This window comes from Enterococcus sp. DIV0756 (assembly GCF_051710745.1).
Classification (GTDB): domain Bacteria; phylum Bacillota; class Bacilli; order Lactobacillales; family Enterococcaceae; genus Enterococcus_A.
This window is the reverse complement of record NZ_JBIOLF010000001.1, coordinates 1149053-1172537: the sequence shown is the minus strand read 5'-3', so window position 1 is coordinate 1172537 and position 23485 is coordinate 1149053. Positions and strand designations below refer to the sequence as shown.

The 23485-nt window shown below is 39.7% G+C and carries 27 protein-coding genes and 1 other annotated feature; of the genes, 6 read left to right on the top strand and 21 right to left on the bottom strand.

The genetic code is table 11. The features are described from left to right. Positions 1-3: 3 nt before the first annotated feature. The 5 genes from IGI44_RS05620 to IGI44_RS05600 form a co-directional block, all read right to left on the bottom strand. Positions 4-678 (bottom strand): vitamin B12 dependent-methionine synthase activation domain-containing protein, encoded by a 675-nt coding sequence (locus IGI44_RS05620; protein WP_438786818.1) that lies wholly within the window; start codon positions 676-678, stop codon positions 4-6. Positions 679-938: 260 nt separating this feature from the next. Continuing rightward, complete coding sequence (locus tag IGI44_RS05615) at positions 939-1256, bottom strand: DUF1905 domain-containing protein (RefSeq protein WP_438786817.1); 318 nt, start codon at positions 1254-1256, stop codon at positions 939-941. A gap of 430 nt (positions 1257-1686) precedes the next feature. Continuing rightward, positions 1687-3642 (bottom strand): glucose PTS transporter subunit IIA, encoded by a 1956-nt coding sequence (locus IGI44_RS05610; protein WP_438786816.1) that lies wholly within the window; start codon positions 3640-3642, stop codon positions 1687-1689. Positions 3643-3654: 12 nt separating this feature from the next. After that, entirely contained in the window at positions 3655-4545 is an 891-nt protein-coding gene (gene murQ / locus IGI44_RS05605; protein ID WP_438786815.1) for an N-acetylmuramic acid 6-phosphate etherase, read from the bottom strand. After that, positions 4538-5596: a DUF871 domain-containing protein gene (locus tag IGI44_RS05600; protein WP_438786814.1), complete on the bottom strand. Its 1059-nt coding sequence runs from the start codon at positions 5594-5596 to the stop codon at positions 4538-4540. The genes murQ and IGI44_RS05600 overlap by 8 nt, the downstream gene beginning before the upstream one ends. Before the next feature lie 260 nt (positions 5597-5856). On the opposite strand from IGI44_RS05600, the gene IGI44_RS05595 reads away from it, so the two are divergent. Continuing rightward, entirely contained in the window at positions 5857-6798 is a 942-nt protein-coding gene (locus IGI44_RS05595; protein WP_438786813.1) for a 2-dehydropantoate 2-reductase, read from the top strand. 38 nt (positions 6799-6836) lie between these two features. Here the strand turns inward: IGI44_RS05595 and IGI44_RS05590 are convergent, their stop codons facing one another. Further along, the gene (locus IGI44_RS05590; RefSeq protein WP_438786812.1) at positions 6837-7079 is read right to left on the bottom strand and encodes a GlsB/YeaQ/YmgE family stress response membrane protein; all 243 of its coding nucleotides are present in this window, start codon (positions 7077-7079) and stop codon (positions 6837-6839) included. Positions 7080-7536: 457 nt separating this feature from the next. Here IGI44_RS05590 and IGI44_RS05585 point away from each other — a divergent pair, with 457 nt between their 5' ends. After that, positions 7537-8871, top strand: coding sequence for an amino acid permease (locus tag IGI44_RS05585; RefSeq protein ID WP_438786811.1), 1335 nt, complete (start codon positions 7537-7539; stop codon positions 8869-8871). 205 nt (positions 8872-9076) lie between these two features. After that, positions 9077-9511: a hypothetical protein gene (locus IGI44_RS05580; protein WP_438786810.1), complete on the top strand. Its 435-nt coding sequence runs from the start codon at positions 9077-9079 to the stop codon at positions 9509-9511. A gap of 59 nt (positions 9512-9570) precedes the next feature. On the opposite strand, the gene IGI44_RS05575 is transcribed toward IGI44_RS05580, so the two are convergent. Both IGI44_RS05575 and IGI44_RS05570 read right to left on the bottom strand, forming a co-directional pair. Then, positions 9571-10224, bottom strand: a complete 654-nt coding sequence (locus IGI44_RS05575; RefSeq protein WP_438786809.1) for an MIP/aquaporin family protein — start codon at positions 10222-10224, stop codon at positions 9571-9573. A gap of 215 nt (positions 10225-10439) precedes the next feature. After that, positions 10440-10841 (bottom strand): organic hydroperoxide resistance protein, encoded by a 402-nt coding sequence (locus tag IGI44_RS05570; protein ID WP_438786808.1) that lies wholly within the window; start codon positions 10839-10841, stop codon positions 10440-10442. Positions 10842-11033: 192 nt separating this feature from the next. Here IGI44_RS05570 and IGI44_RS05565 point away from each other — a divergent pair, with 192 nt between their 5' ends. After that, the gene (locus tag IGI44_RS05565) at positions 11034-11669 is read left to right on the top strand and encodes a hypothetical protein (RefSeq protein ID WP_438786807.1); all 636 of its coding nucleotides are present in this window, start codon (positions 11034-11036) and stop codon (positions 11667-11669) included. Between the two features lie 208 nt (positions 11670-11877). Here the strand turns inward: IGI44_RS05565 and IGI44_RS05560 are convergent, their stop codons facing one another. The 5 genes from IGI44_RS05560 to rplK all read right to left on the bottom strand — a co-directional run bounded on the left by IGI44_RS05560 (position 11878) and on the right by rplK (position 15220). Then, the gene (locus IGI44_RS05560; RefSeq protein ID WP_438786806.1) at positions 11878-12456 is read right to left on the bottom strand and encodes a lytic polysaccharide monooxygenase auxiliary activity family 9 protein; all 579 of its coding nucleotides are present in this window, start codon (positions 12454-12456) and stop codon (positions 11878-11880) included. Positions 12457-12855: 399 nt separating this feature from the next. Beyond that, complete coding sequence (rplL, locus tag IGI44_RS05555; RefSeq protein WP_010781344.1) at positions 12856-13224, bottom strand: 50S ribosomal protein L7/L12; 369 nt, start codon at positions 13222-13224, stop codon at positions 12856-12858. 55 nt (positions 13225-13279) lie between these two features. Continuing rightward, positions 13280-13780, bottom strand: a complete 501-nt coding sequence (gene rplJ, locus IGI44_RS05550; RefSeq protein ID WP_316402467.1) for a 50S ribosomal protein L10 — start codon at positions 13778-13780, stop codon at positions 13280-13282. Between the two features lie 43 nt (positions 13781-13823). Continuing rightward, positions 13824-13950: a sequence feature (ribosomal protein L10 leader region), on the bottom strand. Between the two features lie 54 nt (positions 13951-14004). Further along, on the bottom strand, positions 14005-14694 hold the full coding sequence (gene rplA / locus IGI44_RS05545; RefSeq protein ID WP_010781346.1) for a 50S ribosomal protein L1: 690 nt from the start codon (positions 14692-14694) through the stop codon (positions 14005-14007). Between the two features lie 103 nt (positions 14695-14797). Then, positions 14798-15220: a 50S ribosomal protein L11 gene (gene rplK / locus IGI44_RS05540; protein WP_010739820.1), complete on the bottom strand. Its 423-nt coding sequence runs from the start codon at positions 15218-15220 to the stop codon at positions 14798-14800. A 299-nt stretch (positions 15221-15519) separates the two neighbouring features. Between rplK and sdaAB the strand changes: the two genes are divergently transcribed. Together sdaAB and sdaAA are read left to right on the top strand one after the other, a co-directional pair. Further along, positions 15520-16194, top strand: coding sequence for an L-serine ammonia-lyase, iron-sulfur-dependent subunit beta (sdaAB, locus tag IGI44_RS05535; protein ID WP_438786805.1), 675 nt, complete (start codon positions 15520-15522; stop codon positions 16192-16194). Positions 16195-16210: 16 nt separating this feature from the next. After that, positions 16211-17095, top strand: coding sequence for an L-serine ammonia-lyase, iron-sulfur-dependent, subunit alpha (gene sdaAA, locus IGI44_RS05530; RefSeq protein WP_316402469.1), 885 nt, complete (start codon positions 16211-16213; stop codon positions 17093-17095). A gap of 39 nt (positions 17096-17134) precedes the next feature. On the opposite strand, the gene IGI44_RS05525 is transcribed toward sdaAA, so the two are convergent. From IGI44_RS05525 to rpmG, 8 genes are all read right to left on the bottom strand, one after another. Then, positions 17135-18064 carry a metal ABC transporter substrate-binding protein gene (locus tag IGI44_RS05525; RefSeq protein WP_438786804.1) on the bottom strand — a complete coding sequence of 310 codons (930 nt, stop codon included), beginning with the start codon at positions 18062-18064 and terminating at the stop codon, positions 17135-17137. Beyond that, complete coding sequence (locus IGI44_RS05520; RefSeq protein WP_438786803.1) at positions 18054-18908, bottom strand: metal ABC transporter permease; 855 nt, start codon at positions 18906-18908, stop codon at positions 18054-18056. Before IGI44_RS05520 ends, IGI44_RS05525 begins: the two co-directional genes overlap by 11 nt. Continuing rightward, a complete protein-coding gene (locus tag IGI44_RS05515; RefSeq protein ID WP_438786802.1) occupies positions 18898-19647 on the bottom strand; it encodes a metal ABC transporter ATP-binding protein in 750 nt (249 codons plus the stop codon). The genes IGI44_RS05520 and IGI44_RS05515 overlap by 11 nt, the downstream gene beginning before the upstream one ends. Before the next feature lie 139 nt (positions 19648-19786). Then, positions 19787-20890, bottom strand: coding sequence for a lactate oxidase (locus IGI44_RS05510; protein ID WP_438786801.1), 1104 nt, complete (start codon positions 20888-20890; stop codon positions 19787-19789). 113 nt (positions 20891-21003) lie between these two features. Then, positions 21004-21867, bottom strand: coding sequence for an alpha/beta fold hydrolase (locus IGI44_RS05505; RefSeq protein WP_438786800.1), 864 nt, complete (start codon positions 21865-21867; stop codon positions 21004-21006). Positions 21868-22221: 354 nt separating this feature from the next. Next, positions 22222-22764 (bottom strand): transcription termination/antitermination protein NusG, encoded by a 543-nt coding sequence (gene nusG, locus IGI44_RS05500; RefSeq protein ID WP_438788923.1) that lies wholly within the window; start codon positions 22762-22764, stop codon positions 22222-22224. 96 nt (positions 22765-22860) lie between these two features. Beyond that, the gene (secE, locus tag IGI44_RS05495) at positions 22861-23031 is read right to left on the bottom strand and encodes a preprotein translocase subunit SecE (protein ID WP_010746478.1); all 171 of its coding nucleotides are present in this window, start codon (positions 23029-23031) and stop codon (positions 22861-22863) included. A 12-nt stretch (positions 23032-23043) separates the two neighbouring features. Then, a complete protein-coding gene (rpmG, locus tag IGI44_RS05490; protein ID WP_010739830.1) occupies positions 23044-23196 on the bottom strand; it encodes a 50S ribosomal protein L33 in 153 nt (50 codons plus the stop codon). Between the last annotated feature and the right edge of the window lie 289 nt (positions 23197-23485).

The following is a 23485-nucleotide window of genomic DNA, read 5'->3' as shown; positions in this document are numbered from 1 at the left end:
TTCTCACCTTCGATATTCACAGATTTTATTCATAGAGCAGTCGTTACAAGCAGGACGCTTTCGGCGCGGTCGGGCAACGGCCTCGTCATCAAAGAGACCGATAATCGCTGTGACGGATTTGCGTGGAGTCATCAAGAAATTTTCCGATAGATTGATTCCTATCCGTCTCGTGGCATCTGTCACTGCTAGAAACTTTGCTTGTGTCTCAATTGGGAGGTCGCCATACCCGGGACTGAAGCGTCGATTTAAGATCAAGTGTTCAGTAGCCACTTCTTGTTCAATGACACATTCAGCCAAGTCGCAGATTTTTTCGATATATTCCACACAACAGGCATCTAAAATCATGGCCCTGCTCATCTCTGTCAATTCATATTTACGAATCTGCCGTTCCACTTCTAATCCTAAGGTCGCTGCCAGTAAAGCAACTTTTTTAGCATTTTTCAAGTGACTGTATATGGCTTTACCTTCCAACAGTAGATCTGTTCCAACGACTTGAATCTGTTGTTTGGATTCATTCGGCTGGCAAGGAAAAATCAGAAATGTGTAGCGTGGATTGGCGACTTGCATAACCTCTAGCATCAATTGTTGGATTTGCTGCTCCACTTCTGGTGTCAGCTCCTGCTTGCGTCGATAACCGAGGTAACGCAGGATTTCTTTTTTCTCTAGCAGAACTTCCATCTATCAAGCCTCTCTTCCTTGTCCCCTACAATCCCGATAATAATTTTAAAAAAATTCTTATCCTAGAGAATAGCACAAAAAAGACTGCTTGAATATCACAAATTGTGAAAAACTTCATTATCTATTGATTCCTTTTTACTAAATACTTTTATTAGGATTCGTTTTATTTTTTTAATCTGAAAATTTCGTGGTCTTCTACATCAGAATGACTAGCAAAAAAGCTAAAAGAATCGAATTCTTCCAGCTCCTCATTTCGTTGATTAAACATTGATCCAAATCGCAATCTCAACAAGCGCATCCTTTACGATCTTTTCTTTTTTTCGGATCGCTGCTTTGATCGGTAATAAATACCTATCTTGTTTCGTATCGAACCAAATTGATGTCTTCCATTGACTATCACCTGTTTTAACACTCACTCGCATTCTTCCCCAACCTTCTTCCAGTTCTTTGAATAGCTTGCGAATTTCTCTTAATAATTCTTTTGGAAGTTTAACAAACATCCAGCCTGCCAGTTCAGGCGAGGATGAATGATGATAAACCTTCGCCGCAAACTCATATTTCATCCCTTGTTCATCCATCTATATGCCTCCTTATTCATTCGAAAGGACTACTTTTTTCTCTTAGAAAAAAGTAGTTTGATTTGAATGTCGTGTTTCATTCAACTTAAGCGCACATGTACTTATATTGAACTAGCTCGTAAGTAACACCGCTTTTTTTAACGTAAAAATTCAAAAAATTCCCATTCGAATACCATTTTTCTAATTACACTCGTCTTTTCTAAGAATTTGTCTGGACTTTCGAAGTCATATCTTTCTACTAAGCTGCTAAAACAGGAAGTAGCACTGACAAAGCACTAAGAAAAACTGGCAAAGTTGAACCGACATCCTAATTCCTCATCTTTAGAAAAGTGTAGCATAGGTAATATGACAACAGATGTCAGTTTACAGCCAAATCATTTGCTCTTAAATAAATAAAGCGGCGCCAACCAAGGCACCGCTTTTCGCATAATTATACTGTTGTCGCTTTAAATACTTCTTCTGACGCATGAACCGCTCCAGTTTTTTCAAGAACGTGAGTGGCTACATCATTCATATTGGTAATTAAGACCATCATCGAGGTTCCTTTACCTGCTTTTTTGATTCCAGCTAAGTCAACTGTAGCAACTTGTGTTTCAGGAGTGACCATTTGTCCTTCTTTTGCTAGTACGTCAAATGGTGTCCCATTTAATTCGACTGTGTTAATTCCCATGTGTAATAGAACTTCTAACCCACTGTCAGTCGTGATACCAATGGCGTGTTTTGTTGGGAAGATCGTTGAAACTTTCCCTGCAACTGGAGCAAAAATCGCACCGTTCTTCGGTTCAACGAAATAGCCTTCACCCATCATTTTTTCAGCGAATACAGGATCAGACGCTTCTTCTAGTGGATGAACAATACCTTCTGCTACTGAAGTAAAAATATCTGTTGCATGTGCAGCTAAAGGTGTGCTGACAATGGGATCATTTGCTTTAGCAACTGTTGTTTCTGCTAATTCTTGTTCAGCTAATTTATCTTTTGGAATACCAAAGAAATACGTTGCAACGAAACCGCCTGCGTACGCAGCTAACAAGCCAAGGACATAGCCCCACCAGCGACCATTCGCGATTAACGGGATTAAGGCAACACCTGAAGGTCCGATCGCAATCGCGCCAATTCCGCCAAGTGCTCCGAGTACGCCACCACCGATACCGCCGCCGATACATGCTGTGATGAATGGACGACCTAATGGCAGGGTAACACCGTAGATCAATGGTTCGCCGATACCAAGGATACCAACTGGCAGCGCACCTTTGATCATTTCAGTTAATTCTTTGTCTTTGCGTAATTTGATCCATAGGGCAAACGCCGCACCGACTTGACCAGCACCAGCCATCGCTAGGATCGGCAACAATAAAGTTTTGCCTGTTTCACCGATCATTTGGATATGGATCGGGGTCAGGATTTGATGCAGACCGAACATTACCATCGGTAAGAACAGTGCTCCTAAAACAAAACCAGAGAAGGCACCACCAACGGATAATACCCAGTTAATCCCGCCAACCATACCGTTCGAAATAAAACCGGCTAATGGCATGATCAAGAAGATTTCTAGCAAACCGATCACTAATAAGGAAAGCATTGGTGTGATAATGATATCGACTGCGTCTGGAATAATTTTGTGCAAACGTTTTTCAACGATGGATAATAACCAAACAGCGAAAATGACACCGATGATCCCACCTTGCCCGGCAGCTAATGCATCACCGGTAAATAAGTTCTTGATCGGGGCTTCAGGATTCATTCCTGTTAATAGCACGACCGCACCAATTACTCCACCAAGTGTCGGATTCGCACCAAATACTTGGGCGGAATTTACCCCTGTGAAGATCACTAAGTAAGTAAACATTCCGTTTTTCAAAATATTCATAACATCGATAATCTGCCGCCAATTGGCTGCATCGATGGTTCCAGCAGTGACTAAGTTTGTTAGGATAGCTGCAATACCAGCAACTAAACCCGACCCAACAAAGGCTGGAATCATTGGAACGAAAATGTTTGAAATGTCTTTTAAAACTGCTTTAAACGGTGAATTCTTTTGTTTTGCTTTTTGTGCCGCTTTCATTTCTGCAGCTTTAGCGTTGACTTTATCTTTACCAGAACCTTGAGGCAATTCTTCACCAAGAGTTACACCTGCCATGTCGACCATTTCTTTTGCGACCTTGTTGACTTTTCCTGGACCGATGATGACTTGTAATTGTTCATCATCAACAACACCTAGTACACCCGGGATACTTTTCAACTTCGCTTGATCAACTTTACTGTCATCACGTACGCTCATCCGTACACGAGTCATACAGTGAACGACGCTTTGGACATTTTCCATACCACCGGCGCCGTCGTAGATTTCTTTAGCAATTTGATTCAAGCTTAATTCTTCTTTCGCCATTGTGCTTACCTCCTAAATTGTTCGCTTTACAAATCCATCGGCATGGATTAGTTTTTCAGCTGCTTCTTCTTTCGAACTATTTGTCAAAATCATCACGATTGCTAATTTCACATTTTGATCCGCTTCAGTAAAATAGCGAGCCGCTGTTTCGTAATCTGCTTCGGTCGCCTGCATGATGATGCGCTTTGAACGTTCGACTAATTTTTCATTGGTTGGCTTCACGTCGACCATTAAATTGTTGTAAACTTTTCCGATCCCGATCATGCTGATAGTTGAGACCATATTCAAGATCAATTTTTGCGCTGTCCCTGATTTCAAACGAGTAGAGCCCGTTAAAAACTCTGGTCCGCAATCAACTTCGATTGGCAGATCCGCATGCTTGCTGATCTCAGCACCTTTGTTGCATGAAATCGTTCCAGTTGCTGCACCGATCGAGCGAGCATAATCTAGTCCGCCGATGACATAAGGTGTGCGGCCGCTAGCTGCGATCCCGATCACCATATCATTTTCAGTTAATTTCAAATCAACTAGATCTTGCGTGCCTAGTTCCGCATCGTCTTCTGCGCCTTCAACGGCTACGGTCATAGCTTGTTCGCCGCCTGCGATCAAGCCTACCACCATTTCAGCTTCAACACCGAAAGTCGGTACACATTCTGCTGCGTCCAAAACGCCTAAACGTCCGCTGGTTCCAGCCCCCATATAGATCAGACGTCCACCTTTTTTAAAGGCTGTAATCGTTGCTTCAATCACCTTTTCAATTTGTGGTAATTGTTCTGCTACGGCATCAGGTACTTTATGATCTTCTTGGTTCATCAAACGTACGGCTTCCGCCACGCTCATTTCATCTAAGCCAAAAGTTGTTTCATTACGTCGTTCGGTTGTTAAGTTCTCTAAATTAATCATTTTTTTCCACACTCTCTAAACTAAATTTCTGTCCTGCTTTAATATGTTGGATCAAATCTATATCCTTTTCAATCACTTGGCCGACAACGTTGACCTTCTCATCGGCAGGCAGTGTTCGTTTTACAATCTGAATTTCACCCATATAGCGTAAATAATTTGCATTGTCAATCGTTACAGAACCGCTCTCGCGTACTCTAACTGGTAACGGTTCGACATGCGGAATTTTTTTGAAACGGGCTTCTGCGCTGCGGATCACATCACGTGCTTCATCTTGTCTATTGACATGATCTCCCAAGACATACTCAACTTGTTTATCGAATGGTTGTACCCTTAGTTTTAACGTTTCTTCTTTTATATAGAAAGAAAAATGCCTTAAGGTCTCATCTGATAAGCCGCTGTCGCCGATATAAACCTTATCAGTATCTGCTAATAAATCCAGTGCAGCCGCTAAAGGATGCCGCCCGCGATGCTCTTCCAAAGTTGGTAACCCCTGATACAAAGGCCCGCGCAACTGTTCATCACCAGGAACAAAGCCTTGAATGGTGAAACCATAGTCTTGTAGCCACTGGTTTTTTTTACGATACCACTGTCTATCCAAACCCGTCTCAGGTCTTGGATAATAGTTATGCCAAGCCTCTAATTGACTAAAATCGGCATTAGCGTCTCGTAATTCTTGAATGTCTTTTTCAGTAATCGTGGATGCATTCAACGCGATCAGCATTTGCTGTGAAAGTTTCGCGATTTGTTGATTGCATATGTGATAATCCATCCGCAAGCCGGTTACACCAATTTCTTTCAGCTCATCTATCCGATCGAAGGAAAATCCAGCGCGGGCCAATGCCTCCCCTGAGATATCCACCATTAATTCCAATTCACAGGTTTTGGCAATCGCACCTAACTCAGTCAAGCGCTTACGATATTGCGCTGCATCATCCTCTGGAATATGCAACGATGTGAAGATACCTGAAAAACCATTTTGTGACATTGTTTTTATATAATGGATCGTTTCACTTGTTAAACCTTCATTTAAAAAAATTGAAAAGCCAAACATCTGCTTCCTCCTTTATTAAAGAATTCCTTTTTTAACTCAACTAACGATGTGTTTCCCGTTATTTAGTAAACCAAAGATTCCATTCTGAAACCGTTTCAACTTTATGAAGTGATTATAAACGCTAATACTTAAAAACGCAATACTATTTCACGTTTAATTTATATTTTATGAAATATCATTTCTTAACTGAGCACCTAAGCGCTCATTTTACAGCTTTTTAGGTATACTGTTCTGTGGAACTTGAAAGGGGAATTCTGATTATGAAAATTGCAATTGCTGGAGCTGGTGCTATGGGGAGTCGCATCGGATTAATGCTTCATCAAGCAGGAAACGAGGTCATTTTAATTGATCGCTGGGCGGATCATATCAATGCGATCCGTGAAAAGGGCTTGATCGGAGAGTTTGAAGACCATGAGGTAGTCGCTCACCTGCCAATCTATTCACCAGAAGAGATTGTCGAAGATCATGCAAATGTTGAATTAGTTATTGCTTTAACGAAATCCATGCAGCTTGAAGCAATGTTTCAAGACATTCAGCCGATCATCGGTGAAAAGACCTTCGTTTTTTGTCTGCTAAACGGCTTAGGTCATGAAGAGACACTCGCTAAATTTGTTCCAAAAGAAAATATTATTTTCGGAACAACTACTTGGACCGCTGGACTAGCTGGACCTGGTCATGCAAAATTAGTCGGTTCGGGTAGTATTGAAATGGAGAATTTAGATCCCAAAGGCAAAGCGTTTACTTTAAAGGTATTAGAAGTTTTCCAAAAAGCGAAATTAAACCCCATTTATAGCAATAACGTGCGCTATTCAATTTGGAAAAAAGCTTGTATCAACGGTACGCTGAATGGATTGTGTACGATTTTGGATTGTAATATCGCTGATTTCGGATCATTAAGTGTTGCAAAAAATCTGATTGAAGCGATTGTTGGAGAATTCGCAGAGGTAGCAAAAGCAGAAGGAATCAGGCTTGATCAGCCCCAAGTCATTCAAGCTGTCGAGGCTACGTATGATATTAAAACACAAGGACTGCATTTTCCATCTATGTACCAAGATCTGATAAGAAACCATCGTAAGACTGAGATTGATTACATTAACGGTGCAGTTTGGGAAAAAGGGAAGAAACATCAGATTGAGACCCCCTATTGTAGCTTTTTGACCCAATTGATTCATGGAAAAGAAGAATTGTTGAATGCAAAATAAAAAAGCGCCTAGGCGCTTTTTTATTTTGGGTTAAAATGTTACTTTCTTCCAATAAAGAATGAAACTACTGCAACAACAATCACAGCACCAATAATAGAAGGAATTAATGCCATACCTGCTAAGCTAGGGCCCCATGAGCCAAGTAAAGCTTGACCAATCGCAGAACCAATTAAACCTGCCACGATATTAGCAATCCAGCCCATTGAACCGCCTTTTTTAGTGATCGCTCCTGCAATCACACCAATTAACGCTCCAATGATTAAAGTCCATAACCAACTCATTCTTCTCTCCCTCTTTCTATATAGAATAATTACATTATTATGTTACAAATAATCTTCCTTTTTTTCTATTAACTTGCTCATTACTTCATGATCGATTCAGTGATCATCGGTATCAAATCCTATTTTATAGGTATTTCAATCCATTCTATAAGACGTTTCAAAAATTTCTTTAGTTAGGAAAATTCTGAAGTAAAAAAACAGTTTTATACTAGTAAATGAAGATTTTTATCTAACTAAGTTAACAAAAAAAGTTTTTGCCGTTTATTTATTCAAAAACCGTTAGATTTGAACGATAAAATAACTAACAGGAACGTTTTATAGCTTTTTGATGAAAACAAAATGAAACATTTTTCACAAAAATGGAATTGTCAGAATATTTTGGTATTATAGTCAAATAATTATCAGAATATTTCAAATCTACAAACTATTCTATCTGTTTTAGAAACGAGGAATTTTTATGGAAAATAAATTACAGAAGCAAATGACTTCTCGACATATCATGATGCTTGCGCTAGGTGGGGCAATTGGTGCAGGTTTATTCAAGGGTAGTGGAGAAGCAATCGGTATCGCAGGACCTTCAGTTATTCTCGCATTTCTGCTAGGCGGCTTAGTTCTCTTTATCGTAATGAACGGCTTAGGACGTTTAGTACTAGCTAGTGACAATGTACAAGGATTATCTGGCATCATTAAACCTTTTCTTGGCGAACGAACTGCTGATTTTATTGATTGGCTATATTGGTCATTATGGATGGTCAACATCATTGCTGAAGCAGTGGCGGCTGCCAGCTTTATGCAATTATGGTTTCCTCATGTGCCATCTTGGGTATTCGTTTTAATCCTAGCTCTATTGACGACTGTTATCAATTTATACTCAGTTCGATTGTTTGCAGAAACTGAATATTGGCTAGCTTTTGTTAAAATTGCTGTAATCATTTTATTGATTGCCTTCAGTGCTTATCTAGTTGCTCATGAAATTTTCAATATCGGCTTTGTTGATACAATTTCTCGAATGAACAGTCATGGTGGATTTACTCCTCACGGGCTAAAAGGTTTGGTTAATTCTCTTTTAGTGGTTATTTATTCCTATGGTGGGTCAGAACTGATCGCGATTACCGTTAGTGAAACTGAAGATCCTAAAACAGCGATTCCTAAAGCCATTAAGGGCGTAATGGGAAGAATCATTTCCTTTTACCTTGTGCCAATGTTCTTGCTTTTGATCATTTATCGTTGGGATACTTTGGCAGCAACAACAGCTAGCCCTTTCGTAATGGTCTTCCAAAAAATGCATATCCCTTTTGCTACTGATATCGTAAATTTTGTAATCGTACTAGCCCTGTTTTCTTCGATAAACTCTGGTGTCTATGCCTCATCAAGAACGTTGTACTTCAGAGTGAAGGACAATCCTGGATTTACTTCTAAGTTGGCTGTTTTAAACAAACACCAAGTACCGCAACGGGCAGTTTTGTTCTGTACCGGAACACTTTATCTTGGTGTCATCCTATCGTACTTCTTAGGGAATAAATTGTTTAATTATCTCGTCGGCTCTCTCTCCTATTCTGTCTTATTGACTTGGTTACTGATCAGCGTAGCAGCCTTTGTACTAGCACTTAAAAAAGGGACGCAGACCGAACGTTTCTTTAGTGGTTTAGTGATTCTGGTATTGGGATTGATCTTCATTGGCATTCTGATGAATAACCCGATTGGTGTCACTCTCTTCACTGCATGTATCTATTTAGTCATTCTTTTCAGCTATCGTAAAAAACAAATTAACACTATAAGCGAACAACTTTAAAACCTGTCGTATCAATCATTTTTAGATTGGTACGATTTTTTATTTACATTATGGAAAGCAAGCTTTACATAAAACGGTTTATACTCTATACTATAAATGTAAAGTAAACTTTCCGTTAACAGATTAAATCAACCCTGTTTCTGTAAAAATTGATAAATTAAGAATTTAGTTAATGAAGAGAATATCTGAAATGGAGGGAGTAAAAATGAAGAAAACTAAGACAAAAGAACTGCTCATTGCCTTTTTAGGTGTGTTGTTGATCGGGGTCGGGTTCTATTTGATAAAAACATTAGGTGATTCCCACACGGTTATGACCAGCCTGCCTTATCTTTGCCTAGGGTTGGGATGTGGTTTATTTGGATATGGTTTTGGCGAGTTTATCAGTAAAAAGACAATTGAAAGTAATCCCCAATTGGCCAAACAAATTGAGATCGATACAAAAGACGAACGAAATGTCATGATCGGTAATATGGCTAAGGCAAAAGCCTTTGATATGATGCTTTATGTCTATTCTGCGCTATTGCTAACTTTCGCGTTGATGGGCATCACCTTCACTGTTATCATCCCAATGGTGATAGCTTACTTATTTGTCATTGGTTATTCCATCTATCATCGCTCAAAAATCGAAAAATCATTATAGCTAATAATACAGAAAAAGAGCAGAAATCGACTTTCTGCTCTTTCTTCGTATTACTTCATTTATTTTTCTTCACTACCCATATATTTCGCTACAAAAGCTGCGATAATCGCTCCTAATGTTGGCGCTAATAGATAAACCCAGTAATGTGATAGTGCACTGCCACCAGCAAAAATCGCTGGTCCCAAGCTACGAGCTGCATTCAATGAGCCACCCGTTAAGTTTAGAGCGACGATGATTAAGAATGCTAACGTGATGCCGATTGCTACTGGAGCCATTTGTGCGTTGCCATATTTTTCGCTCGTAACCATTAAGATCACAAATACGAATAAGAAAGTGATCAATGTTTCCACGCCAAATGCTTGCGCTACACTAATGTTTGGGAAATCAGTTTGACCAAAGCCATCGCTAGGTAATTCTAAAGCATGAACATAAATGTATAAAATTGCTGAAGCTACAATTGAGCCTAGTGCCTGAGCGATGATGTAAAAAATACCCTCTTTCACTTCCAAACGTTTGTTGATCATCATTGCAATAGATACACCTGGATTGAAGTTTCCACCAGAAATGCCTCCCACTGCGTAGGCCATGATCGTTATCGCTAAACCAAATGCTAATCCAATCGTCAACGTACCACCTTTAGCAACAACTACTGTACCAGTTCCTAAAAAAACAAGCATGAAGGTACCGATAAATTCTGCCAAATATTTTTTCATTTTCATTACACATCCCTTACAAAATAATTGAGACTTTAGTTTATTTAATTCCTAAATTTTTGTAAAGTGATATGCAACGCCTCTTATTTTTCTCTCTTTTTTGCTAATTGTCAGAAAGATTCTTTTCGATATCGAGTGTTATTTCATCCATTTGCAATAACTTATGAAAAAAAATGAAAAGAAAAAAACCCTCGATCATTCGAGGGATCTTCAGGCTATACCAATACAACTTCTACATCGATGTTTCCGCGAGTTGCTTTTGAATATGGACAAAACTCATGAGCTTCTTCAACAATTTTTTGTGCTTCTTCTTTTTCTACACCAGGTAGTGAAGTTTCTAAAATCACTCCGATTTGATAACCACCGTCATCCAACTGATACAAAGACACACGTGCTTTCACTTCTGCATCTGATTCGATATTATGCTCTTTTAACATGTGATGAACGGCACCATTAAAACATGAAGCATAGCCCGCCGCAAATAACTGTTCAGGGTTCGTTCCTTCCGCATGAATAGAAGGTGGTTCAATCTTCATTCTCATACTGCCGTTTGGCGCCTGCACATCTCCGGTACGTCCGCCATGATTAATCATTGCTGTTTCATACATTTTTTTCAAAAATCATCAGTCCTTTTCTTCTTCTTGATTAATAGTCTACGCGTTATTATTTGATCGCACAAAGATATTGCTCACGAAAGAAGCCGATTGGTAGATAAATGTCTAATCTTTGAAGGAAACCAGCAAACTACGTGTAAACGATTACAAGCTAATTATTTAGTGTTATACTTTATTATGAAGGGGGGATTGTCTTTGAAAAAAATCTTTATGATCTGTCTCATTGCATCTTTCTTACTCGTCGGATGCAATCGTGGTCCATCACAAGAATCAACAGAAAAATCTACTCGCGAGACAAGTAGTACAAAGAGCTCATCAGCTTCATCAAGACTTAAGCAAACATCAAGAATATCCTCGTCCGATCTTTCTAGTAGTCAGTCGTCTTCATCTGAAACAACGTCTTCAAGTACGATTACTTCTTCTGAACAATCTGAAGTTGATACCGTTTCTGCAGAGGAGTTTGGAGGATACGCGACATTCTACTTTAATGGTATGAACGTACCTGATTCAATAAATATTAACACAAATACAAACCGAATGACTTTCAATGGAGATACCAATAGGGAGGCTGTTTATAGTTTTACGATGCAAGATGTTCCAGAAAAATCCGTTCGAATCTTTTCAGCAAATACTAATGAGATTCGAACTGTTAAGGTAAGTACTATGCTTTCGATTGATGTTCAAATATCTGGTCCCACGAACACTAACAATCAGTCCGGAAATCTCTATTTATTCCATAATAAGCACGGTGGTCTCTCCTTAGCGACACCAAACTATGCTGGAAATGTGCCCGCCGACCAAACAGATGTTATGATCGAAGTTCTGCAATAAATTTATCAAAAGCTTTCCATCCGAGCATTTTCAGTGCTCGGTTTTTTTATTTCTATTTCCCTGTAAGTCAGAGTCTATACAAGTATTTTCATTAACAGCTGATAATACTCATAAAGCAAAGTAACTCTTTTCGAATAAATTAAAGACTTTCTGGCAATACCTCGCAAAAAAGGAGAGTCGGTTGACCCTCCCTCCATTTCTGAAATTATTATTGAATAGTTACATCAACTACTTGATAGAAAGCATTGACAGTATCACTGATATTCCAAACTGCCAAAATCACATTGTCTCCTTTTCGATCCTTTGGAATTGTAATTTGCTGATTCACAACTTTTGATGGTATTTTTCCATGATCATCAATTTGTTTTATTAATTCAAAATCAGTAAATTTCAATGGTTTATTTGGATTCCAGTTAGGTTTAGTAATGTAATAATCCCACGTACTGGTTCTATGCGGCGCTGTAAGATACCATGAAATCGTCAATGCACCAGAAGAAATACGATTTTTATGCCAGCGATTAATGGATTGATCGTCCAAAGGCTCAAAGCCACTGACTCCAGCGCTAGCTATTTTCCCTTCTATAAAAGTCCCCTTTTTTGCTTCAATACTTTGAGGTTCCCATTGCGCTCGTCCCACATTTTGATTGAGATTTCCACCTGCAGCTGTACCTAAATAAGCACGACTTCCTGGTGATGTCACATAGCCGTGGGCAAAGGCCGGTAAAGTAAAGCCAAACATACTAATACATACAACGCTAACAGCAAGCAATCGTTTCAGTTTTTCCATAATACGCCTCCTAGATTTTTATGAACCTATAACACTTATTAAAAAACATGTTTTCGAGCTAGCTCACTTATAATAGTAACGATACTATTTTAGTGATACAACAAAACTGTATGATAACTTAGATATTTATAATAACTTACTCTAGATCTTTAAATCAGTTAATTAATAACGATAGTTACAGAAAAGAAGACGTTATCTCAAGCAGTACAAATCTAAACAAGCTATGAACTTATTCGCACTATTCTAAAATCCCTATTATTGAAAAGAATTCGAGTAATGAGAACAATTGAAATAATTCTCATCCCTTCACAATGCTTAAAATCAAACCAGTTCAAATTGATATTTAAACAACAAAAAAAGGACCTATAATTAGGTCCTTTTTCGAATAATCAACAATGATTATTTTAATGTTACAGATGCGCCAACTTCTTCTAAAGCAGCTTTAAGTGCTTCAGCGTCTTCTTTAGATACATCTTCTTTAACTGGTGCAGGAGCGCCATCAACTACAGCTTTAGCTTCTTTCAAGCCTAAGCCAGTTGCTTCACGAACTGCTTTGATAACTTTAACTTTTTGATCGCCAACAGCTGTTAATTCAACAGTAAATTCTGTTTGTTCTTCAGCAGCTGGACCAGCAGCAGCGCCAGCAGCAGCTACAGGAGCAGCAGCAGTTACGCCAAATTCGTCTTCGATAGCTTTAACTAAGTCGTTTAATTCTAAGATTGTCGCGCCTTTAAGTTCTTCGACAATGTTTTCAATGTTCAATGCCATTTTAAATTTCCTCCGTTTTAGGTAAGTTTTTTTTAGTTTATATGTTATGCAGCGATTAAGCTACTTCTTCTTCTTTTTCTGCGACTGCTTTCACAGCGTAAGCCACGTTGCGGACTGGCGCTTGAAGGACAGATAATAGCATAGAAAGAAGTCCATCGCGGTTCGGTAATTTTGCAAGAGCAGTAATTTCTTCGATAGAAGCTACTTTTCCTTCAATGATACCGCCTTTGATTTCTAGTTTTTCAGCTGTTTTAGCGAACTCGTCGATAATTTTAGCTGGAGCAACTACATCCTCATTACTAAATGCAACAGCAGTAGGTCCTGAGAATACTTCTTCTAATCCGTTCAAACCAGCTTTTTCAGCGGCACGAACTAAGATAGAATTTTTGATAACTTTCATTTCAACGTTAGCGTCGCGTAGTTGTTTACGTAATTCAGTCACTTGTTCTACTGTTAAACCACGGTAATCGACGATAACGGCTGAAGCTGCAGCGTTGAATTTTTCAGTGACTTCTTCAACGATAGCGGCTTTTTTAGCGATTGCTACTTCACTCATTATATATTTCACCTCCTGATTTTGATGGAAGAGCATTTTTTGCTGGAAGCAAAAAAATACCCTATGCCACCGCAGACATAGAGGGACTATTGAATGTTCTCAATAAACGTCCTCGGTAGGAAATTAAGACTTGCGTCACCTACTGTCTTCGGTACAGTTAATATTTAACCTCGACTAACTTACCATAGATAAGCTAGCCGAGTCAAGTACTTTTCTAAAATTAATTAGATAGCTGTTTGTTCAACATGGATACCAGGTCCAAATGTTGTTGTCATTGAAATGTTTTTAATGTATTGACCTTTAGCAGTAGCAGGTTTTGCTTTTACTAAAGTTTCGTTGATTGTGTTAAAGTTTTCAACCAATTTCGCATCATCAAATGATACTTTACCGATTGGCACATGAACGTTACCAGCTTTATCCACACGGTACGTTACTTTACCAGCTTTAACTTCTTCAACTGCTTTTGTAACATCCATCGTTACAGTACCAGTTTTAGGGTTAGGCATTAAACCTTTTGGTCCAAGCACACGACCTAATTTACCAACTGTAGCCATCATGTCAGGTGTCGCAACAACAACGTCAAAGTCGAACCATCCACCTTGGATTTTTGCAACCATGTCGTCGTCGCCAACGAAATCAGCGCCAGCAGCTTCTGCTTCTTTTGCTTTTTCGCCTTTCGCGAATACTAAAACAGTTTGTGTTTTACCAGTTCCGTTTGGAAGCACAACTGCTCCACGGATTTGTTGGTCTGCTTTTTTAGGGTCTACGTTCAATTTGTAAGCAACTTCAACCGTTGCGTCAAATTTCGCGAAGTTAATTTCTTTTGCTAATGCTACAGCTTCCGCAACAGGGTAAGCCTTAGTAGCGTCGATTTTTTTCAATGCATCTTGCATTTTTTTGCTCTTTTTAGCCATTTTGTTTCCTCCTTGATGTGGTTATAACGGTAGAACCTCCCACGTGTTCCGTATCTTTAGATAGGGAGCCAACTGAGAAGCTACTTTCTTGGGTCATCGAGAATTATTCGACAGTGATACCCATGCTTCGTGCAGTTCCTTCAACCATGCGCATAGCTGACTCAACGTTAGCTGCGTTTAGGTCTTGCATTTTCAACTCAGCGATTTCTTTTACTTGATCGCTAGTAACTTTTGCAACTTTGTTTTTGTTTGGTTCGCCTGATCCTTTTTCGATCTTCGCTGCTTTTTTCAATAATACGGCAGCTGGCGGTGTTTTTGTGATGAATGTAAATGAACGGTCTTCATATACAGAGATCACAACTGGAATGATCAAACCTGCTTGATCAGCTGTACGAGCATTGAATTCTTTCGTGAATCCCATGATGTTGATACCCGCTTGACCTAGTGCAGGACCTACTGGGGGAGCTGGTGTTGCTTTCCCTGCAGGAATTTGCAGTTTAACTAATTTTTCTACTTTCTTTGCCACGAGACATACCTCCTTGAGTCCGTGATGTGGTTAATTGGAGATCAAAATTTCTCCTCCCACTTTAAAACCATGTGCGTAAAGACACACTTTGGTATCATACCAGAATTTCTCTGCTAACGCAAGACGAAAATCACCTGTTCAAACTTTTCTGACAATAATAAAACGCTTCACAATCTCTTTAACTATTATGAGAATAACAAAATAAATTATTAATCTTCCTATTTTCAGAAAGCGTATATGTTACACTATGATCGACTTGATGAGGATTTTCATCGGATAATTCAGGGAGGTATAAAATAATGGAAGTATTAAAATATCGCAGTGTTTTTGACATTATTGGTCCAGTAATGGTGGGGCCAAGCAGTTCACATACCGCTGGCGCAGCCAGAATCGGAAAAGTTTGTCGTATGATCTTTGGGGAGCGTCCCGATTCAGTCGAATTTGATCTCTTTGAATCATTTGCCAAAACCTATCGTGGACACGGAACAGATATCGCCCTCGTTGGCGGTATTTTAGGGATGGAACCAGATGACCCTCGTTTATCCGATTCATTGAAGATCGCTCACGAACAAGGAATGGAAGTTCTCTTTGTTCCAAAAAAAGAAATTTCTGACCACCCCAACACGGTTACCCTTCGTATGATTAAAGGTGATCTAGAGATGTCAATTACTGGGGTCTCGATTGGTGGCGGCAACATCCAAATTACAGAAATGAACGGCTACAGCATATCGCTTGGCATGGGCAATCCTACCTATATCATTATCAATAAAGACGTGCCTGGTTTGCTCTCTCGGGTATCTACGATTTTCATGAAGCATGGATTGAACATCGGAAAAGTCACGATGACACGAAAAACACGTGGTGAAAACGGCATCGTTCTGTTAGAGATCGATGATACCCCAGACGATCCAGAAGGCTTAAGACAAGAGATCAAACGTGAAGACGATGTACTGAGCGTCACTTATTTCAAATAGTATAGGAGGAATTGTCATGTTTTATTCAATCCAGGAGCTGGTAGAGCAAGCAAAGGATTATCCAACAGTTGGCGAATTAATGATCGCGACCGAAATGGAGTTAACTGATCGTACACGTGAAGAAATCATTGCGTTGATGGAACGCAATTTGGAAGTAATGGAAAGCTCCATTGAAGAAGGTATCCAAGGTGTGACTTCCGTAACGAAAATCACCGGCGGCGATGCAAAGCGCATGAATGATTACATCGAAAGCGGCAAATTCATGAGCGGCGATACGATTCTTAAAGCCGTGCGTAACGGAATCGCCGTCAATGAAGTCAATGCTAAGATGGGCTTAGTGTGTGCCACCCCTACTGCCGGTAGTGCCGGCGTCTTGCCGGGTGTCTTGATGGCTGCCCGTGAAAAACTAGAATTAACACATGAACAACAGATTGATTTCCTATTTACCGCTGGCGCATTTGGACTCGTTATGGCAAACAACGCGTCGATCTCTGGTGCGGAAGGTGGCTGTCAAGCTGAGGTCGGTTCTGCCAGCGCGATGTCAGCAGCTGCTTTAGTTACTGCCAACGGCGGCACGCCAGAAATGGCCGCAAATGCACTTGCTATTACCTTAAAAAATGTTATGGGCCTCATTTGTGATCCCGTTGCTGGTTTAGTTGAAGTTCCTTGTGTAAAACGAAATGCAATGGGGGCTTCGCAAGCCTTTATCTCCGCAGATATGGCGCTAGCCGGAATCCGCAGTGTCATCCCGCCCGATGAAGTCGTTGAAGCGATGTACAAGGTTGGCCGGGCAATGCCGCAGATCTTCAAGGAAACCGCAGAAGGCGGAGTAGCTACGACACCAACTGGTTTGCGTTTGCAAAAACAAGTTTTTGGTGAACCAGAAAAAGCGACTGTTTAAACAGAATAAAAGCAGCTGAAATCAAATCAGCTGCTTTTTCTATTTCATCAATCCCTCGTGAATTTTATCTAAATTCCATTTCATCATGCTATAGTAACTATCTCCTGTTTCACCTTTCTTCGCTAAAGAATCCGTAAATAGATCACTATAGATTGGCAAGTCGACTTCTTTTGACAATCGTTCCATACTGCGCTTATCTACACTTGTTTCAACAAATAATGAAGGTACTTTAGACGCGCGGACTTTCTCAACGATCTGTTTCATTTGCTCTGGTGTACCTTGACTTTCTGTATTGATTTCCCAGATGTAGGCCGCGGTTAACTCATAGGCCTTGGAAAAATATTTAAACGCCCCTTCACTGGTTACTAATAATTTCTTTTCATTCGGAATATCCGCGAATTCTTCCTTGGCTGAAGCATCTAATTCTTCCAACTTTTGGATATAGGCTTCCGCGTTTTTGGCGTAATTCCCTTTATTATCTGGATCTTTCTCACTCAAAACTGCCTGAATTTGCCTCACATACAAAATACCATTAGAAATATCCAGCCAGGCGTGAGGATCTTCTTGTTTACTATTGCCGCTTAAATGAATTGGTGTCACCTCTTTGCTGACAGCGAAATAATCCTCGTTTTCTTTTTTCTTTGCTGTCTCCATCAGCTTATCAAACCAACCATTGCCGGTTTCTAAATTCAAGCCATTATAGAAAACGATCTCTGCTTCACTTGCTTTCTTAATATCTTCCGGCAGCGGTTCATACTCATGAGGATCGGTTCCGACTGGTACAATGCTATGAATACTTACCTGATCTTTACCAACTTCCTTAACCATGTCCGCAATGATCGAATTTGTCGCCACTACAGATAGTTTTTCTGAGTCTCCTGCTTCGCTATTATCATGTTTTTTGGCTCCACAGCCTGCAAGGAGCAATAGTCCGATGATCCCTGCGAAAAGTATTTTTTTATGCTTCATATGCTCGTTCCTTTCGTAATTGTTGAATCAAACCTTTGCTAGGTGAAAAAAGAAAAACTGCGATGAAAAAGACTGCCGCTGTCATCACGATTGTTGCACCAGAAGGAAGATTGTAGCTATAACTAAAATACAAACCGATAATGGCACTTAAAACGCCAAATAAAGTAGACAAACCCACCATTACTGAAAGCTTGTTTGTTAACTGATAGGCTGTAGCAGCCGGGGTGATCAGCATCGCAATAACCAGAATCGTTCCAACCGTTTGCAGAGACGTAACTGCCACTAACGTCAGTAGAAACATCAAGCCATAATTGATCAAACTAATATTCCACCCATAAGACTGCGCCATTGTCGGAGCAAAAGAGGTTAATTTCAATTGTTTGTAAAAAATCCCGACAGCCAAGACAACGATTACCATGACGATTGCTGTTAAATACATATCTGAATCCCTTACCGCCAGCACATTTCCAAAAAGAATGTGATAAAGGTCGGTGGCACTTTTGGCAAATGAAATCAAAATGATGCCTAGTGCAAAAAAGGAACTAAAAACAATCCCGATAGCAGTATCATTTTTTAACCTTGTATGCTTTCCAACAAAGCCAATCAACGCTGCTGAGAAAATCCCAAAAATGGTCGCACCTATGATGTAACTACTGCCCAGCATGTACGATATCGCGACACCTGGTAAAACAGCATGCGAAATGGCGTCACCCATCAAGGACATCCCTCGTAAAATAATAAATGACCCAATGACTCCTGCTGAGATTCCTACCATGATCGAAGTGATCAATGCATTTTGTAAAAACTGATAGTCGATTAATCCTTTAAAAAATTCATGTAGCAAAGTTTGCACCCCCATTTCTTAGCATTTGCGTAATTTCACTACCATAGGTTTTCTCCATATTCCTCGTCGTATACGTTTGCTCAACCGGTCCTGAGGCAATCAAACCCTTGTTCAGCAGAATTACTTCGTCAAAATAATCGGTGACTTTATGCAAATCATGATGGACAATCACAATTGATTTTCCCTCGTTACGTATTTCTTTTAATAATTCAATAATGATCTTCTCACTGGTTGCGTCAATTCCAGCAAACGGCTCATCCAATAGAATCCATTCTGCTTTTTGCGCCAGCGCTCGTGCAATAAAGACACGTTGAAGCTGTCCGCCAGATAATTCGCTGATTTGACGATCGGCATATTCTGTTAAACCTACTTTTTCTAAACATTCGTAGGCAAAAGCTTTTTCTTTTTTTCCTGGGCGTTGGAACATCTTTAAATGCGGATAGGTTCCGAACAATACCACTCCGAAAACATCAATAGGAAAGCTTAAATCAATATCTTGTCGTTGCTCCACATAAGCGATCTTCTTTCTTTGTTTTGCTAACGGCTGATCACCATACGAAATTTTTCCTGACCGAATGTTTACTAGTTGTAAGATTCCCTTCATCAAGGTAGATTTTCCGGCCCCATTTGGACCTACAATCCCCGTTAATTTTCCAGGCACTAGTTCAAAATCAATCTGCCGCAAAGCGATTTTCCCGCGATAAGCAACGGATAAATTTTCTACCCGAATCCTATTCATAGTTATCCCTTCTTTCTATTTTAGGTTAGCCTAAATATTATATACATAATAACCGAAAAAGAAAGCGCGCGCAAGAAAAATGAAAAAAAAAGACTTTATCAAGAAAAACGAATTTCTTGATAAAGTCTTTGAAAAACTATTATGCATTATGAAGTTTGGTATTTTTTACTTCTTCAATTGTTTTTGTCCCTGCAAGTTGCATCGTGATAGACAGTTCTTTGTTCAAATGATCAAAGACCGATTTTACCCCTTCCGCTCCGCCAAGATTCAATCCATAAATCACCGGACGTCCGATAGCAACTAAGTCAGCACCGCTGGCTAAGGCTTTAAAGACGTGTTCGCCGCGACGTACACCACTATCAAAGACGATAGGCACACGCTTATTCACGACACCAGCAATTAATGGCAACACGTCGAATGATGCAGGGCCACCATCTAATTGACGACCACCATGATTTGAGATCCAGATACCATCCGCACCAGCTGCGATCGCCACTTCCGCATCCTCAGGTGATTGGATTCCCTTAACAAAAACGGGTAAATTTGTTAAGTCTTTGATCTTCTTGATATCTTCTGGAACTAAACCTTGTTTCGCTGCCGCATAGATTTCTGCAATGCCTTTTCCTTCACCGTCACCGCTAGCACTTTGTGCACTATAAGCAGCTAGGTTTGGCATTGGTAGCGGAAATTGGAAGTTGTTGATAATATCTTCTTCACGGTATCCGCCAAGTGTTGAGTCTGCAGTTAGAATAATGGCTTTTGCTCCGGCTTTAACAGCTTTATCTAAAATAAATTCATTAAATCCATCGTCTTTACTCATATACAATTGGAAGAATTGTGGTGCATTTGGTGCTGCGGCAGCCGCATCTTCAACCGTTGTATTAGCGTAGGTACTAATCGAAAAGATCGAACCAGCATCAGCGACCCCTTTAGCAGTATCCGCTTCGCCTTTTTCATGAGCTAAGCCTTGTGCGGCCGATGGTGCTTGAATAATTGGTGTTGCAAGATCAATATCCCAAAGTTTTGTGCTCAAATCAGCATGATCAATTCCACGTAGAACCCGCGGCATGATCGTTTTATTATTAAATGAAGAAGTATTTTCTTTCATTGTCCATTCGTCTTCAGAACCGCCGCGAATATAACCAAACGCACCTTTTTCCATACGCTCTTTTACGCGTCCTTCAAGTGAAGCAATGTTTACAATTTCAATTGGATGTTCTTCGTTACTTGCTTGATAAGTCATGATAAATCCTTCTTTCTTTTGAATACATGAGTTATCTTAATACTCTTACAAAAAGTAAGCAAGTAATTTGTCTTCTGAACGATAACGTCCTATTTTATTGCTATAATCAGGCACTATTTTTCCCACAAAAAACTTGCAACTGCCTTATCAACAGAAGAGTTTTCATGCAACTGGCTGTGTTGTGCATTGGCACCAGTGAAAACTTGATACGTAATAGGATTTCCGTGTGCCTTCAATAACGAATAGGTTGCCAGCGCACTATTAAGCGGGACAGTGCCATCAGACGCTGTGCTGGCATCCAATTTTCCTGCCAATAACAATACCGGTAGGGTGCTAGGAACGTTGGTAATCCCATTTCGATAATCCGTGTATCGACTGGATTGTACGTTCGGACCCTTGTTCAATACATCATCCCTTGATTCAGATGATTCTGTAAAGTCATTAAATGGCGCACCAATCGAGACAAATTTCTTGATGGTTGACGCATCGTTTGGTTGACCATAGGTCGTCAAATAGCGTAAAGAACTAACTCCGCCCATTGAATGTCCAACCAAATTTACCTGCTCTACACCTTGCTGCTTCAAATATTTTAGGACGCCATAAATCCACTCCGTTTGATTCCATTCAGTATCCTTATTTGCGGTAAATAAAACTTGAATACTCGGATTGTCCTTTTTCTTGCTTAACTGTCCATCGACTTTCAATGCTCCGTCTGGCTGAACCGTAATCACCATTTCTTTCTTTGTTTTTCCTTCACTAGACAATCGTTGGATCATCCCACCAAAAGAATTGAGGGTTCCGCCATACCCGTGAATAAAGACTGTTGGAACATTACTTTTCGAATAGGTGTCCTTAACCTTCTGGCCAGTTACTGCAGAAGCTGATGTTTTTTCTGCGTCTTTCGTTTGATTGTTACCACAGCCAACAAGTAATAAGACTGTCGCTAATGCAAAAAGACTAAAAAATACTTTTTTCATCCTGCTTTACCTCACTTCACTATCTATATCTTGTATTTCTCCTTACTATAGGCACAACCATTGAACAACTCAACTGTAAGCTAAGAACTTTGTAGAAATTTAGCAACACGTTTATTTCAAGTCTGTTTTTCATAAACTGCGAAAAGCATAACTAGCAGCTATCTCGATTCGAGGTATTCATTTTATAAAGACCAGAAAAATGATTTTGATTTTCGCCACGCATACCATTTTGCTAAACAACTTGTACCATAACTACTACAATATTTGATACTTATAGCTCAGCATTCAACAACTGCGAAAAGCATAACTGGCAAAAAAAGAAAAGCCGAGGCAGCCACCTCGGCGAATAGATACTTAAATTTTATCGACTTGATCAAAGTCTAATTCAGTGCTTGTCTCACGACCAAACATATCGATGTTCGCTTTGATCTTGTCACGTTCTTCGTCGATTTCAGTGATCACACCTTCAAGACCAGCGAAAGCACCTTCGATGATTTTCACCGTTTCCCCAACTTCAACTTCTAGATCATGTTGACGTGTGCTCATACCTAACGAACGCAAAATATGGTTAATTTCCTCTGGCATCAATGGCGCTGGCTTGCTTCCGGCACCGTGAGAACCAACGAATCCTGTTACACCTGGTGTATTACGAACCACATACCATGAATCATCGGTCATGACCATTTCTACTAAGACATAGCCAGGGAACGTTTTATGGACGATTTCTTTTTCCTTACCGCCCTTTACTTCCGTTTCTGTTTCTTCTGGGACAACTACACGGAAAATATAGTCTTCCATCCGCATACTTTGTGCACGTGATTCTAAGTTTGCTTTTACTTTGTTTTCATAGCCGGAATAAGTATGCAACACATACCATTGTTTTTCAAAAGATTCCATTTTCGCCATCGGCTCCTCGTTCTAAAATAAAAAAACCTCAGCAATCCCAAGGTTTTTTCTCTCAAACAGTATAACATGCTTTTTTTGAATTGGCTACTAGCGAATGATCAAATTGATCAGTGCTTGAATCGCTGTATCCATGATGAAAAACATCAAAGCAAAAATAATCGCTGTCTCGATAACGACCAATGAATCATGACGTAATTGTTTTTTTGAAGGCCATGAAACAAGCTTCATTTCTTCTCTGACACTGCGTAAAAAGTTCAATTGATAATCCCCCTATTTCGTTTCTTTATGTATCGTGTATTGATTACAATGTTTACAAAATTTATTAATCTCTAAACGCTCTCCGCGTTTGCCTTCGCTCACTGATTTTGTATAGTTTCTCGAACCACAAACAGTGCAGGCTAGAGCCGCTTTCTTCGTTGCCATAGCGATCTACTCCTAATTCCTATTGATGTATTCATTTTTCTAATGAAAAATGAGTTTGTTTGTCATGCCGTATACCATCCAACTAAGTGGCGCATCCCTTAATCACCTTAGTTTTGATCCTTTAGGTCATGACACGATGCCTCCTGCTAAAAGTTGGACTGGCATCCTAATTCCTATTAATGTATTCATTTTTCTAATGAAAAATGAGTTTGTTTGTCATGCCGTATACCATCCAACTAAGTGAAGCATCCCTTAATCACCTTAGTTTTGATCCTTTAGGTCATGACAC